This is a genomic window from Frankia sp. AgB1.9 (assembly GCF_016786355.1).
In the GTDB taxonomy this organism is placed as follows: Bacteria; Actinomycetota; Actinomycetes; order Frankiales; family Frankiaceae; genus Pseudofrankia.
Genome location: NZ_JADWYX010000091.1, coordinates 23580 through 37253, shown reverse-complemented (window position 1 = coordinate 37253; position 13674 = coordinate 23580). Strand labels below are relative to the sequence as shown.

The window sequence follows — 13674 nt, the reverse complement described above, 5'->3', positions numbered from 1 at the left end:
CCCCGCTCACCAGCGCCGCCCGCGCCAGCGGGCAAAACCCCCCCGCCCCCCGCGGGGTCGACCGCGGGCTCCGGGACCTCGAGGAGTGTCGTCATTCTTGATTACTTGGTGTAGTAGGCGTCTGCGAAGACCGGCTCGCCCTGGCTGCGCTCCAGCCAGAAGTCGTGCAGGTTCTTCGAGTAGGCGTACAGCGAGTACTGCGTGTAGAACCCGACGCCGGCCGCGTTGTCCTGGACGATCTGCTGCGCCTGCTGGTAGAGCGGAGTTGACTTCGCCGGGTCCTGCTCGGCGTTCGCTGACTGGATCACCTGCGAGAGCTGGTCGTCGTTGAAGAAGGAACCGTTGTTGCCGTTGGGCTCGGCCTTCGTCGACGGCCGGTAGACGATCCAGAGGATCGCCGGGCTCGGGCTCGTCCAGTACGACGGCGAGGCGTCGAAGGTGCCTGGCGCCGAGTCCTTTCCGGCAAACAGGTCAGCCTGCGTCAACGGGATGAGCTTGACGTCGAAACCGACCTGCTTCCACTGCTGCTGAAGGATCTGCAGAGCGGCCGTTGCCTCCTGGGGGAGGATCACTCCGGCGCCGTAGGGGATCCTGATGGTCAGCGGCTTGCCGTCCTTGGTCCGGATGCCGTCGGCGCCCTTGACCCAGCCGGCCTGGTCCAGCAGCGCGTTGGCCTTCGCCGCGTCGTACGGGTAGTCCTGGGCGGCCTGCGCGTTGTACCCCGGCGTCGACTGGCTCACCGCGGGGTTGCCCTCGTAGGGAATGACCCCGTGGAAGCTGGCCTCGACCGCGCCCTTGCGGTCGGCGCCGTAGGCGAACGCCTGGCGGACCAGCTTGTCGGCGAACGGGCCGTCCGTCGTGTCGAGGAAGAACGACGGCGGATGGCCCGGGGTGATGTACTTGATCGTCTGGTACTTGCTCTGCGCGTCCTTCCACTGGGCGGTCGGGACCTCGTAGACGACCTGCGACTGACCGGTGCCCAGCGAGGCGTACCGCGAGACGTTGTCCGGGACGAACTTGTAGTCCACCTCGTCGACGTAGGCCGCGCCCTTGTGCTTGGCGTTCGCCGGCCAGGAGGTGTAGTTCGGGTTCCGCTTGAGAACGATCTCCTCACCGTGCTTCCACTGCGCGACGGTGAATGCACCCGACCCGATCGGTTGCTCGCAGTTCTTCTTGAGCCCTTCCTTCTTGAAGGCGGTCGGCGACTGGATACCGAAGTAGCCCTGGGTGATGAGCCGCAGGAACTCGCCGTAGGGCTTGTTCAGGTCGATCTCGACGTGCGTCGCGTCGATGGCCTTCGCGCCCTTGTAGTACGGGTCGAGGGAGACCTTCGCCGTCGAGTTGCCGCTGGTGGGATCCGGCGGTGTCTCCCAGAAGTCGAAGTTCCAGGCGACCGCGGCCGCGTCGAGCGGAGTCCCGTCGGTGAACTTCACGCCCGGTTTCAGCGTGAACGTGTAGCTCAGGCCGTCGGCGGACTTCTCCCACGACGTCGCCAGCCAGGGGACGACCGAACCGTCATCGGCTTCGGCCACGAGGCCGTCGAGGACGTTGCGGGAGATGTAGGCCTGCTGGATCCACCCGCCGAAGACGCACGGCGGCTCCTGGACGTGGGCGTAGGAGATGACACCACCCTGCACGGGCTTGCCGGACGAGCCGGCGGCGCTGCTCGACGAGCCGCCGCCGCAGGCAGCCAGTCCGGTCACTAGCGCCAGGACGGCGGCGGTTCCCGGCACCGCGCCGCGTCGGCGTCTGAGCGTCTTCATCTGAATTCTTTCTCTTCTCTGTTTATTGGAAAATTTCGGCGCGGCTGTAGTCAGCCTGAAAAAGCTGCCGCCCGATCGGCGGGAAGATGGGTGCCGCCTCGGTAGCGGGCGCCGTAGTGACGGTCAGGGAGCCGGTCGCCCGCGCCGAAGACCCTGTCGCGCAGGCTCTCCGACTCGTCGTAATGAGTGCGCAGCCGCCCTCGCTCGCGCAGCACCGGGACCACCAGCTCGATGAAGTCCTTGGCCGTGTCATAGGAGTGGTACTGGAGCAGGTTGATGCCGTCGATGCCGACGTCGTCGAGCCACGACTCGATGTCGTCGGCGACCTTTTCGGGCGTGCCGGTGGTGGCGAAGGGCCCCCGGCCGGCCTGGCTGAAGCCGGCGAGGAATTCCCCGACGGTCTGCTCGCCGTCGACGTCTCGCCAGCGACCGATGCCGCCGTCGTCCTCGCCGATGACGTCGCCAAGCTTCGTCTCCGGCGGGTAGGCCGTCGGGTCCCAGGGCAGTGCCGCGTGCGCCAGCTGGCCGTCGACGCTGCTGAGCCGGTCGAACTCGGCGCGCTTCGCCTCGGCTTCGGACTGGGTCCGCCCGACAATCACCGAGCCGATCGCGACGAAGCGGACGTCGTGCGCCGCGCGACCGGCCTCGACCGCGGCGGCGCGGACGTTCTCGATGGTCTTCTGGACGAACTCCTTGGTGGGTCCGCCGGTGAAGACCACCTCGGTGTGCTTTCCGGCGAAGGCGGTGCCCGCGGCGGAGGCCGTCGCGGAGAACAGCAGCGGAGTGCGCTGCCGGCTGGGCGACGGCAGGTGTGGCCCCTCGACGGTGAAGTGCTTGCCGTGATGGAAGATCGCCCTGATCTTCGCTGGATCCGCGAAGACGTTGCCCTCGCGGTCGGCGAGGATCGCGTCGTCGTCCCAGGAGCCTTCCCACAGCTTGTAGAGGACGTCGAGGTACTCATCGGCGATCTCGTAGCGGTGGTCGTGCTCCACCTCGCCGGAGTGCCCGAAGTTGCGGGCCGCATTGGGCAGATAGGAGGTCACGATGTTCCAGCCGACCCGGCCCTTGGTGAGGTGGTCGAGGGTGCTGAGCCGCCGAGCCCAGGCGAACGGCGGCTCGTAGGTGGTCGAGAACGTGATGCCGAACCCGAGGTGTTTGGTGACCGCCGCCATCGCCGGCACGACGACGGCCGGATCGTTGTTCGGTATCTGGAGGCCTTCGCGGATCGAGGTGTCCGCCGAGCCGCGGAACACGTCGTAGGTGCCCACGACGTCGGCGAGGAACACGGCGTCGAAACCGCCGTCCTCCAGCAGCTTCGCCAGCTCGATCCAGTACTCGATGTCGTTGAACCGCTCCCGGTTGTTGTCCGGCAGCCGCCACAGGCCGTGGGTGATGTGGCTGACGCAGTTCATCTCGAACAGGTTGAGGATGAGGCGCTTCTTCTCGGCCACCGTGCGCTACCGCCCTACCGGCTGCGCCGTGAAGGCGCCGCGGTAGCGCGCGGCGGGATGGCGGTCCGGGAGCCGATCGCCGCCGCCGAAGAGCTTCTGGCGCAGCGTGCCCGGCCGGTACTCCCGCTGGACGAGACCGCGTTCCCGCAGCACCGGGATCACGTGGTCGACGAACTCGGCGTAGCTTCCCGGGATCTCGGCGTTGATGAGATTGATGCCGTCGACCCCGGCGGCCTGCCACTGCGCGAGTCGGTCGGCGATCTGCTCGGGCGTTCCGACGATGCGGGTGTTCGTCGCGGTGTAATGCGCGACATCGCGGAGGGTCGCCGGCCGGTCGGTGACGAGATCCTTGATCCAGCCGACGATGCTCTGTACGCCTTCGGTGCGGATCTCTCCGACCGGGGTGTCGAGGTCCTCGTGCCCGAAGTCGATGCCGATCGCGCCGGACATGTGCGACAGCTGCGCGTCGTAGTCGATCCACTCGTCGAGTTCGGCCGCCTTGGCCTTCGCTTCGGCCTCCGTGGCGGCGGGAACGACGTAGAGACCCTGGAAGAACCGGATGTCGTCGGGAAGTCGGCCAACGGCCACGGCACGGGCGCGGATGTCGGCGGTGTCGCGGGCGGCCGCCTGGATGTTCGGCGAGGTGATGAACACCGCCTCCGCGTTGCGGGCGGCGAACGCCCGGCCCGCCTCCGACGCACCGGCCTGGAAGAGCAGCGGCGTGCGCTGCGGCGACGGGCTCACCAGATGCGGGCCCTCGACCTTGTAACGCGGACCCTCGTGGTTGATCCGGTGGACCTTGTCGTAGACGGCGTGGATCCCGCTCTCACGGTCCTGGCGGAGAGCGTCCTCCTCCCATGACCCTTCCCAGAGCTTGTACGTGACGTCGACGTACTCGTCCGCCCACGCGTAGCGCTCGTCGTGCTTGGTGAGTCCCTCGAGCCCGAAGTTCCGCGACGCGTTCGGCAGGTAGTTCGTGACGATGTTCCAGGCGATCCGGCCCTTGCTGGCGTGATCCAGTGTGGAGATGCGCCGGGCGAAGTTGAACGGATGCTCCTGCAGGATCGACGCGGTGAACGCGATGCCGAGATTCTCGGTGGCGTAGGCGATCGCGCTGGCCAGCACCGACGGGTCGTTGCTCGGTACCTGCAGGCCGGCCTCGAAGTACTTGCGCTCGTCGCCGCGGTAGGGGGCGTAGAGGCCGACGACGTCGGCGAAGAAGATCGCGTCGAACCTGCCCTTCTCCAGGATGCGGGCGAGGTTCACCCAGTGCTCGAGGCTGTTGAAGTCGGTCTGGTGGGCGGATGGGCGACGCCAGGTGCCCTGGATGATGTGGCCGGTCGTGTTCATCACGAAGGCCGCGAAGGCAAGCGGGCGAACGGGGCGGGACATGGGTTCTCCACAGGACGAGGCAGCCTGAAGTCAGGCGGACGACGATGACCGCGTGCGCGAGCAGGGAAGGACGGCCGAAGGAGGACGGCCGGGAGAAGACCTGGGCAGTCGAGTCCGGCTGGCGGATCAGGACTACCCGGTGGAAGTGCGGCGGCTCAGACCGTCACGTCATCGGACGGCGGCACGCGGGTGCTTCAGCTCACCAACAGAGGCAGCTGGCGGTACGCAGGAGGTCGACGTGGCGGCGGGCGACCAGGCCCAGGCGCTCCATGTCTACGTCCTCCTACCGGCACACGACGGCTGTGTTGCAGTCGCGCTTGTCTAGCTAAACCATAGACTAAGTTGACTAGCGGACGTGAGGCCCGGACTGCCAGCCTTCGGCTATCCCCCACTCGGATTCGTCGATCACGGAGCCCGCCTTGCGCATCGAACAGCTTGAGTACATCGCGGCCGTGACGAGGTTCGGCTCCCTTCGCCGGGCCAGCGAGCGGATGCACGTCTCGCAGCCGGCGCTCAGCGACGCGATCAGCAAGCTCGAGCGCGAGCTCGGCGTCGAGCTGCTCGACCGCCACCGGTCCGGGGCGCGAATCAGCGAAGCCGGACGAGAGCTGCTGCAACCCATCGTCGATGTGCTCGACTCCGTCGACCGGCTGAAGGCCACCGCCGGCGACAGCCTCGCGGCCCGCCGCAAGCTGCGCATCGGGACGGTCAACGCCGGAACGGCCTCGCTGCTGCTACCCGCGATCCACGGCTTCCAGGACCAGTGGCCGGGCTCCACCGTCGAGGTCCGCAACCTGCAGCAGGACGAGATCCAGACCGGCCTGGAGGAGGGGACACTCGACCTCGGGCTCGTCAACCTGCTGGACGGCGACGACGCACCGCCGGACATGAACGTCATCGTCCTGTGCGTCGGCAGGCCCGTGGTGGTCCTCCCCGCGGGACACCGGTTGTGCGACGAGGACGCGGTCACCGTCGAGGACCTGCGCGGCGAGCGGTTCATCGCGATGCGCGCCGGTTACCTCATGCACCGGTTCGCCCACCGCCTCTTCGGCGCCGAGCAACCGGCGGTCTGGAACTCCACCGACGGCGCCGAGATGGGCAAGCTCATGGTCGCCGAAGGGATCGGCCTGACCATCCTTCCCGACTTCAGCGTGCGAGGCGACCCGCTGGAGCGGACCGGACTGATCCACACTCGTCCGATTGCTGGAGACCATGCGACCGTTCACATGGTCGCGCTACACCGGCGCAAGGCCCGGCTCGCGGGTGCCGTTCGCGAGCTGCTGGACCACCTGTGCCGCCGCGCCGCCAGTCCCGGTGCGCAGAGCGTACCGGGCGTTACACCCTGTGCCTGAGCCCTGGATTCGTGGCCAGCGGTACCCCGGTCGCGCCGGTGTCTTTGCGAGGGTGGGTCGGTGACGACGGTGGAGATGTCTGGCAGGCTGCTGCGCCGCGGTGTTGCGTTGGAGTACGCCACCCTCGGTTGGAACGTCATCGGTATCGCGGTGCTTCTGGTGGCTGCGTTAACCGCGCGTTCGGTGGCGCTCGCTGGGTTCGGTCTGGATTCCCTCATCGAGATCGGCGCCTCGACCGTGGTGTTGTGGGAGTTGTCCGGCAGCGGCGAGGAGCGTCAGCGCCGCGCCTTGCGTCTGATCGGGGTTGGCTTCGCTCTGCTGGCTGGCTACCTGCTCGTGCAGTCCACCTGGGCGCTCGTGGCCGGGTTCCGCCCGCATCACTCGCCGCTGGGCATCGTCTGGACCGCGGCGACCGCGGCGGTGATGTTCGCTCTCGCGGTGGGGAAGTCTCGGACGGGCGCCGCGCTGGGCAACCCGGTGCTGGCGACGGAGGGTCGGGTCACGCTGATCGACGGCCTGCTCGCAACCGCGGTGCTGCTCGGCCTTGTCCTCAACGCCACGTTCGGCTGGTGGTGGGCGGATCCGGCCGCCGGGTACGTCCTGGTGTACTACGCGGCCCGCGAGGCGAAGGACATCGTCTTCCACCGTCATTGAGCCCGGAGTCGTCGATGGCGGCTCTGATCACAACCATCCAGCGCCCCGACACTGTCTGTACTGAGCGGCCTTCCTGCTGCCAGCGTCGGATCGTCGCCCGCGTGATCCCGATGCGAGCGCGGCCAGTCGTCGCCGCGCTTGCCGGTCGGCCAGCAGCGTGACGACGACGTGGTGGTTTGAGGCCAAGGTCGCCGGTTGCCGGGCGTGCGACCCTGCGTTCGTTGACCTCGGACGATCCACCGATGTCCGTGGACGTCCGCTCGCGTCTGCGGGCTCGGCTGTCAGCTTGGCTGTCGTCCGGAAGGCCGAGCGGGCGCCGCCGACATCAGGCGACGTCGAGCCACGCGCGGAGTGCCTGACGGATCACGTCGCTGGCATTGGTGTGGTCGGCGCGTGCGCGGGCGGTGAGGGCTTCGCGTAGCTCTGGCTCGAGTCTGACGGGGACGACTTCGCCGGGCGCGGAGCCGAGTGGTCGTCTACCGCCTCGACGGCGTAGAGCGGCGACGTCGTAGCCGGTTTCGGCCTCGGCCGCGAGTTCGTCAATCATCTCGGTGGTGACGGGTACGCCGCGAGTGGTGCGGCTCTGCTCCTTCTCAGGGGTCATCGTCATGTTCTCCTTGGTCACGGCAGGAGATCCCGGTATTTGGGACGCATCCGCATCGCGTGGATGATGAGTTCCGTGCCGTCGTCGAGGAGCAGGACGACGATCTCCAGCAGGTTGCCGGCCCTGGCTGGGCCGAGCCTCAACTCGCGCCAGGGCGGTCCGTCGTCGTCTAGGGAGTAGGCGACGAGGTACCGCTCGGTGGCGTGGCGGATGTCCCCGTCGGCCACGCCATGCTTGCGGGCCGACCGGTGGATCTCCACGCGTCAATCGTAATACGAAACTGATGACCTGTCGCCCGGCGGAGGCATCGACGACGACGTCGTGCGGACCACGGCGTTCCGTCGGTACCGGTGACCTTCCTTGGTCATTTCCGGCCGGGCTGGTTGATTCCGTTCTCGTAGGCGAAGATCACTGCCTGGATGCGGTCGCGTAGGCCGAGCTTGGCCAGGACCCGTTTGGCGTGGGTGCGGACGGTGGACTCCTCGACGACCAGTTGTCGCGCGATCTCGCGGTTGGACAGGCCTTGCGCCATCAGTTCGAGGACCTCGCGCTCACGGGGGGTGAGGTCGCCCAGTGCCCGTGTGCCCGCCAGGTCTGGTACGGGTTGGCGGGTGAGGCGGTCGATGACGCGGCGGGTCACGGACGGGGACAGCAGGGCGTCGCCGGCGGCGATGGTGTGTACGGCGGCGATGAGGTCCTCGGGGCGGGTTCGTTTCAGCAGGAAGCCCGAGGCGCCGGCCCGCAGGGCGCCGAACACATAGTCGTCCTGTTCGAAGGTGGTGAGGATCAGGACGCGGGTGTCAGGCGCGCGGCTGGCCAGCTCGCGGGTGGCCGCGATGCCGTCGAGGTCGGGCATGCGGACGTCCATGAGCACGACGTCTGGCCGCAGGCGTCGGGTCTGTGTCACAGCCTCGCGGCCGGTGGCCGCCTCGCCCACGACCTGGATGGATGGGTCGACGGTGACGAGCTCGACGAGTCCCGCCCGCATGAGGTGGTCGTCGTCCGCGATGACGATCCTGGTCACGGTGCTCGCCTGGAGTGGGGCAGCCGCAGCATGACCTGGAACTCGTCGCCGCTGGGGCCGGCGCTCAGGGTGCCGCCGAGCAGGTGGGCGCGTTCGCGCATGCCGGGGATGCCGTGTCCGCCGAGGGTGCCGCTCGCGGCGTCGCCTGCCGGGTTGGTCACGGTCAACACAAGGCCCCCGGCGTCGGCGCAGATCGTGACGGTCGCGGTTCCGGTGCCGTGGCGCGCGGCGTTGGTCAGCGCTTCCTGCAGGATGCGGTACGCCGCCTGGTCGACGGTTCTACCGAGGGCGCTCTGGTCGCCCTGTCGGGAGATGGTCACCCGCAGGCCGGCCGCCTGGTGTTGCGCGATGAGAGCATCGGCGGAGGCGAGGCCGATCGGCGGTTCGCCGGCGGCGGGCCGCGTCTCGCTCGCGCGCAGGGAGCCGATGATCTGGTCGATGTCGGCGACCGTGTCGCGGGCGACGGTCTCGATGTCGGACAACGCGGCCAGCGCGCGGTGTGGGTCGCCGCGCAGCCGCGCCGCGCCGGCGCGGACCGCGATGACGTTCAGCGCGTGTCCGGCCGAGTCGTGCAGGTCGCGGGCGATCCGGGCGCGTTCCTCGGCGACGGCGAGCCGCAGCTGCGCCGCGGCCGACTCGGCGGCCCGGTGCGCCCGGTCGTGCAGGTCGGTGATCTGCTGGCGGCGTAGCCGGCTGCGTTCGCCGGCGAACCATGCGGCCGTGGCGCCGAGGACCAGATGGGCCAGGTCGCTCGCCACCCAGCCGACAGCGGCGACCAGGATCGTGAGGTAGCCGGCGAGTAGGCCCATCACGGTGGCTGCGCCGCGCCGCGACCACGGCGTGGCCGTGTCCCTGCTTGCCGCCAGGAGATAGAGGGCCACGGCGGGCCCGAGTGGCGGCCACAGCACCTGGCCGCGCGCGGCCAGGCCCAGCGCCGCGATCGCGCTGGCCGCGAACGCACTGGTCGGCGAGATCCGCCACCCGGACAGCGGGAGCGTCGAGGCCACCAGCAGGACCAGATCCGCCGTCTCGAAACGATCACCGTGGGACAGCAGAACGAACCAGCCGGCGAACGTCGCGGCAGCGATCACCATGTCGACGACGCGCGGGCGCCGCCGCCGGGCCGGCGCGGCGGCTGGGGAAGTGAAGAAGTGCCACAAGCCGGCCTCGGTCGCCACCCGGCGAGCGTAGTTCCCCTTCGCGGTCCCCGAATCCCCCTGTGGGGGGAGGTGAGTGGACGCAGTGGGGACATCCGAGATCAGCCGTCGGGGCGTTTTCCGGCGCTGCCCGCGTCTCTAGCGTTCGCGGGGTGATGACTTCGGCTCCGACGGCCTCCACGACCGCCTCCGGGTTCGCGGACCACCCCGTCCTGCACATCGCGATCATCGGCGTTGTCGTCGTGGTCGCGCTCGTCGTGGTTCTCGTGGTGCGGCGGCGGCGTCCATGAGCCGCCCGGCACCGGTCGTCGCCGTCAAGGGGCTCACCAAGCGGTACGGCGGCCGGCCCGTCGTCGACGACCTGACGTTCGCACTCGACCGCGGCCAGATCGCCGGGTTCCTCGGGCCCAACGGCGCCGGCAAGTCGACCACCCTGCGGCTGCTGCTCGGACTCGCCGCGCCGTCCAGCGGCACCGCCCACGTCCTGGGCCGGCCCTTCGTCGAGCTCACCGACCCCGCGGGCACCGTCGGCGCCATTCTCGAATCCGCCGACTTCCACCCGGCCCGCAACGGCCGCGACCACCTGCGCGTGCTCGCCCTCGCCGCCGGCATCGACCGCACCCGGGTCGAGATGGCGCTGCAGACCGTGGAACTGACCGACGCGGCTGGCCGACCGGTGCGGACCTACTCGCTCGGAATGCGCCAGCGGCTCGGCCTCGCCGCCGCCCTGCTCGGCGACCCGGCGCTTCTCGTCCTCGATGAACCCATCAACGGGCTGGACCCAGCCGGGGTGCACTGGCTGCGCGCCCTGCTCCGCACCTTCGCCGACCAGGGAGGAACCGTGCTCGTCTCCAGCCACGTCCTGGCCGAGGTCACCCAGACCGTCGACCGCGTCCTCATCATCAATCGCGGCAGGCTCGTCGCAGACCAGCCGATCGCCGACTTCGCCCAGGACGGCTCCCTGGAAGACGCCTACCTCACGCTCACCGCGGCGGCGACGGCATGAGGCGCCAGCTACGTTCCGAACTCGCCAAGCTCACCACAACGCCGACGGCGACGGCGATCCTGGCCACGCTCGTCGGGCTTGCCGCGCTCGCCGTCGCACTGCACGCCTACGGTCTCTCGACGAGCCAGCTGACCACGAGATCCGACCAACGGGGCATCTTCATCGACGTCGCCGTCAACCTCGGCGTGCTGTTCGCCGCCCTGCTGGGCGCATTGTCGATCACGGCCGAGATCCGCACCGGAACCATCCGCCCGACCTTCCTGGCGACTCCGCGCCGCGCGACGGTGATCAGGGCGAAGACGGTGTCGGTGTTCGCCGCCGGGCTGCTCGTCGGGCTGGTCGCGACCGGCACCGTCGCGACCGTCGGCTCGGTTGCACTGGACCTGCGCGGGCTGAGCGTCCGGCTCACCGCCAGCGACTACGCGCAGCTCCTCGGCGGTGGCGCGCTCGGCGGCGGGCTGCTCGCCGTCGTGGGACTGGCCGTAGGCGCGGTCATCCGCGCGCAGGTACCGTCTCTCGTCACGCTGTTCGCCTGGCTGCTGTTCGTGGAGAACCTGCTGACAGACCTGCCCGCGGTGCACCGGTTCGTTCCCGGCGCTCTTGCCCAGGCCCTCGCCGGGCAGGACCGCGCGGGCGCGCTGCGCACCCCCGGTATGGCGGGCGCGCTATTGGTGGCGTACACGGTCGCGGCGCTCGCCGCCGCCACGCTGGCGACCGGTCGACGCGATGTCGCCTGAGTCGCCCAGGGCCGACGGGCGCGTCGCCACGGACCGAGCGGCCCGATATCTCACCCAGTTGTGCGGCCACCTGAACGCCATCCAACACCGCCACGAAGCACGACACAGCAGTGCTGGTCTGCCCCAGATCCGGACCGTGACCCTGAGCGGAAACGCTGCCCTGCTTGAGTTCGACCGCGGGACCTGCCGGCTCGAAGCCAATGACGACGCGCTCATCCTCTCGGCCGACGCCACGGACGCCGACAGTCTGCAACAGATCAAGACGGCGCTCACCCACCGGCTGGAGACGATCGGCGCCCGGGAAGGACTGAGGCTGGCCTGGTAGGCGGACGCGGCCAGCACCGGGCCGTTCCGTCGGCGCCCACCGCCCAGTGCGGTCTGCGTGACCAACATCGGGATCGTCGGCACCGCTCTCGTGCGCCGTCGGGCCGTCTGGGGTGCAATTGGACGGTCAGGGCGCTGAGCTGCGCGGACGAGCACGTCGGGGATCATGACGGGCATGGCATCGGCAGTGGTGCCCTTGCCCATGCGCAGGCTTCTCGGCCTCCTTCGCAGCCACGGCCTGGGCCCGGCCCCTCGCCGCGACGGCGGTCCGAGCTGGTCGCAGTTCCTACGCGACCAGGCCCGAGGCGTGCTGGCCTGCGACTTCCTCACGATCGACACTGAGCAGTGGGCTGGGTTTGGGGCGGTTGAGCCAGAGGCCGTAGTCGGGGGCGATCTCGAAGCGGCTGGCCTCTGGCCAAGCGTCGGGGCGACCGTCATTGTTCGTCGGCTGAGAGAGGCAAGGGCTGAGCCCGACTCCAGCGAGACGGAGGCATTCAGCGGCTGCCGCCAATACAGGGATTCTCGGGAGGTGCGGCCCCCGCAAGTGGGACTGGGGCCGTCAGGACTCAGGACTCCCTCTTTGGGGCTGGACCGCTTTCACCAGCTCGTCTAGAGCGCTGATGCGGACTGGTTTCGAGTCGTCCTGGGTGGTGGATGGCGAGCTGGTGGGGGTGAGCGTCAGAGTGGGTATGGCGCTGCGGCAGCGGACGACGGTGTCGACGGCGTCGACGAGGTCGTCCGGGTCGATGAGGTTGCCGGTCATGTAGCCGAGGCGCAGCCATTCGTTGACGGCGTCGGTGATGAGCGTCGGGTCAGCGTCGTTGACGAACTCGCTGGCACTGTGGCCGTCGCCGCCGGCGCAGTCGCCGACAGTCAGCCGGGTGAACCGGATGTGGCCGTGTTCGGCTCGCCAGGCCTCGACGAGCTTGTCGAGGGCGGCCTTGGACGTGACGTAGGCGCCGATGTTGGGCCAGGGCGGGGTCAGCGAGGCGCTCACGGATGACAGGTAGACGGCCGCGCCGCGAGAGGCCGTCAGAAAGGGCAACGCGGCCGAGGTGGCGAGGGCCGCCCCGGTGACGTTGGTCGCGAACAGCCTGGCCCAGGTGCTGGCGTGCACGTCCTCGATCGGGCTGACCGTCAGTATCCCGGTCGCGTAGACGAGGGCGTCAATGCCGCCGAGGGCCGCGGCCGACTCGGCGATCCCGTCTCGGCAGGACGTCTCGTCGGTGACGTCGCAGGTGACGGCGACGGCGGTCGTGCCCGCTTCGGCGACCGCCGCGTCGAGGCGCTCCTTGCGACGGGCGAGGAACGCGACCCGGGCACCTCGGCGCGCGAGACCGAGGGCGATGGTTCGGCCGAGCCCGCTGGACGCTCCGAGGACGACTACCCGCGTGTCGGTCGTCATGGCGCGTCATCCCGGGTCCGAGCGAACCCGGGTAATGGGCCGTGCGGGTCTGTGTGAAAGGCGTCGACCGCGGCCGACGACGTGACAGGTACGGGGACGGTCATGACTCTCCAACGACGTCGGCGTCCCGCGCGGGTAACGGAGGCCCGATTGGTGAAGGTGGCGGCTCCGCGTGCGCCGGCGCTGTCAGGATGCGGACGGTCATCTCGACGATGTTGTCGACGGAGCCTCGGCGCGCGGCGACGAGCGGGATGAAGATCCGGCCGAGGATGATCCCGTGTATGGCGTCGAAGATCTCGTCGACGTCGAGGCCGGGGTCGATGCCGGCGGCTTTGACGATGGCGTAGAAGTGCGGCCGCAGGGAGAACTGCAGCCACTGGGCCGGCGGCGGGGATTCGCGCTGGTAGGCGGCGACGAGGCCGGGAATGGCTGCGCGGGCCGCGGGGGTGTCGAAGCTCGCCTCGAACGCGCCAACCAGTTCGCGCAGGTCGTCTCGCAGGTCGCCGGTGGGCTCCAGGGTCGTGTGGGTGAGCGTCGCGAACGCGGCTTCCTCGATGAGGGCCAGTCGGGAGGGCCAGCGGCGGTAGATGGCGGGGACGCTGACGCCGGATCGGCGGGAGATCTCCTGGACCGTGGTGGCGGCGAAGCCGTTCTGGCCGAGTAGCCGACGGGTGGCGTCGAGGACGACGGATTCGACATGTGGGTCGCGGGGCCTGCCGCGTGGCTTGCGCGAGGCCGGCTCGGTGTCGGTCACGTACTCCCCGTGGAGGTCGCGGCTGGACTGTCCCTACCGTACAGCTTAACG

The 13674-nt window shown here is 69.5% G+C and carries 16 protein-coding genes; 6 read left to right on the top strand and 10 right to left on the bottom strand.

Annotated elements, in window-relative coordinates; genetic code table 11:
* Positions 1–101 precede the first annotated feature (101 nt).
* From I6A60_RS29115 to I6A60_RS44210, 4 genes are all read right to left on the bottom strand, one after another.
* A complete protein-coding gene (locus I6A60_RS29115; protein ID WP_203022837.1) occupies positions 102–1763 on the bottom strand; it encodes an ABC transporter substrate-binding protein in 1662 nt (553 codons plus the stop codon).
* A 50-nt stretch (positions 1764–1813) separates the two neighbouring features.
* Positions 1814–3175 carry an NtaA/DmoA family FMN-dependent monooxygenase gene (locus I6A60_RS29110; protein WP_238436478.1) on the bottom strand — a complete coding sequence of 454 codons (1362 nt, stop codon included), beginning with the start codon at positions 3173–3175 and terminating at the stop codon, positions 1814–1816.
* A gap of 45 nt (positions 3176–3220) precedes the next feature.
* Positions 3221–4606: an LLM class flavin-dependent oxidoreductase gene (locus I6A60_RS29105; protein WP_203022835.1), complete on the bottom strand. Its 1386-nt coding sequence runs from the start codon at positions 4604–4606 to the stop codon at positions 3221–3223.
* A gap of 199 nt (positions 4607–4805) precedes the next feature.
* Entirely contained in the window at positions 4806–4877 is a 72-nt protein-coding gene (locus I6A60_RS44210; RefSeq protein WP_374113514.1) for a putative leader peptide, read from the bottom strand.
* Between the two features lie 148 nt (positions 4878–5025).
* On the opposite strand from I6A60_RS44210, the gene I6A60_RS29100 reads away from it, so the two are divergent.
* Positions 5026–5958 carry a LysR family transcriptional regulator gene (locus I6A60_RS29100; RefSeq protein WP_203022834.1) on the top strand — a complete coding sequence of 311 codons (933 nt, stop codon included), beginning with the start codon at positions 5026–5028 and terminating at the stop codon, positions 5956–5958.
* 60 nt (positions 5959–6018) lie between these two features.
* Positions 6019–6612 carry a cation transporter gene (locus tag I6A60_RS29095; protein WP_203022833.1) on the top strand — a complete coding sequence of 198 codons (594 nt, stop codon included), beginning with the start codon at positions 6019–6021 and terminating at the stop codon, positions 6610–6612.
* A 325-nt stretch (positions 6613–6937) separates the two neighbouring features.
* On the opposite strand, the gene I6A60_RS29090 is transcribed toward I6A60_RS29095, so the two are convergent.
* The 4 genes from I6A60_RS29090 to I6A60_RS29075 all read right to left on the bottom strand — a co-directional run bounded on the left by I6A60_RS29090 (position 6938) and on the right by I6A60_RS29075 (position 9418).
* The gene (locus I6A60_RS29090; protein ID WP_238436476.1) at positions 6938–7159 is read right to left on the bottom strand and encodes a ribbon-helix-helix domain-containing protein; all 222 of its coding nucleotides are present in this window, start codon (positions 7157–7159) and stop codon (positions 6938–6940) included.
* A gap of 74 nt (positions 7160–7233) precedes the next feature.
* Positions 7234–7476, bottom strand: a complete 243-nt coding sequence (locus I6A60_RS29085) for a hypothetical protein (RefSeq protein ID WP_045877239.1) — start codon at positions 7474–7476, stop codon at positions 7234–7236.
* 104 nt (positions 7477–7580) lie between these two features.
* Entirely contained in the window at positions 7581–8240 is a 660-nt protein-coding gene (locus I6A60_RS29080; protein WP_203022832.1) for a response regulator transcription factor, read from the bottom strand.
* Entirely contained in the window at positions 8237–9418 is a 1182-nt protein-coding gene (locus tag I6A60_RS29075) for a histidine kinase (RefSeq protein WP_307873917.1), read from the bottom strand. The genes I6A60_RS29080 and I6A60_RS29075 overlap by 4 nt, the downstream gene beginning before the upstream one ends.
* Positions 9419–9552: 134 nt before the next feature.
* Between I6A60_RS29075 and I6A60_RS43010 the strand changes: the two genes are divergently transcribed.
* Genes I6A60_RS43010 through I6A60_RS29060 form a run of 4 tightly spaced genes read left to right on the top strand, consistent with a single transcriptional unit; the run spans position 9553 to position 11465 of the window.
* Positions 9553–9687, top strand: a complete 135-nt coding sequence (locus I6A60_RS43010; protein ID WP_255545350.1) for a hypothetical protein — start codon at positions 9553–9555, stop codon at positions 9685–9687.
* Positions 9684–10403: an ABC transporter ATP-binding protein gene (locus tag I6A60_RS29070; protein WP_203022831.1), complete on the top strand. Its 720-nt coding sequence runs from the start codon at positions 9684–9686 to the stop codon at positions 10401–10403. The genes I6A60_RS43010 and I6A60_RS29070 overlap by 4 nt, the downstream gene beginning before the upstream one ends.
* The gene (locus I6A60_RS29065; RefSeq protein ID WP_203022830.1) at positions 10400–11140 is read left to right on the top strand and encodes an ABC transporter permease; all 741 of its coding nucleotides are present in this window, start codon (positions 10400–10402) and stop codon (positions 11138–11140) included. Before I6A60_RS29070 ends, I6A60_RS29065 begins: the two co-directional genes overlap by 4 nt.
* Positions 11130–11465 carry a DUF2218 domain-containing protein gene (locus tag I6A60_RS29060; protein WP_203022829.1) on the top strand — a complete coding sequence of 112 codons (336 nt, stop codon included), beginning with the start codon at positions 11130–11132 and terminating at the stop codon, positions 11463–11465. Before I6A60_RS29065 ends, I6A60_RS29060 begins: the two co-directional genes overlap by 11 nt.
* 558 nt (positions 11466–12023) lie before the next feature.
* Here I6A60_RS29060 and I6A60_RS29055 read toward each other — a convergent pair.
* Positions 12024–12869: an SDR family oxidoreductase gene (locus I6A60_RS29055; protein ID WP_203022828.1), complete on the bottom strand. Its 846-nt coding sequence runs from the start codon at positions 12867–12869 to the stop codon at positions 12024–12026.
* Between the two features lie 100 nt (positions 12870–12969).
* Complete coding sequence (locus I6A60_RS43735) at positions 12970–13623, bottom strand: TetR/AcrR family transcriptional regulator (RefSeq protein WP_203022827.1); 654 nt, start codon at positions 13621–13623, stop codon at positions 12970–12972.
* Positions 13624–13674: the final 51 nt, after the last annotated feature.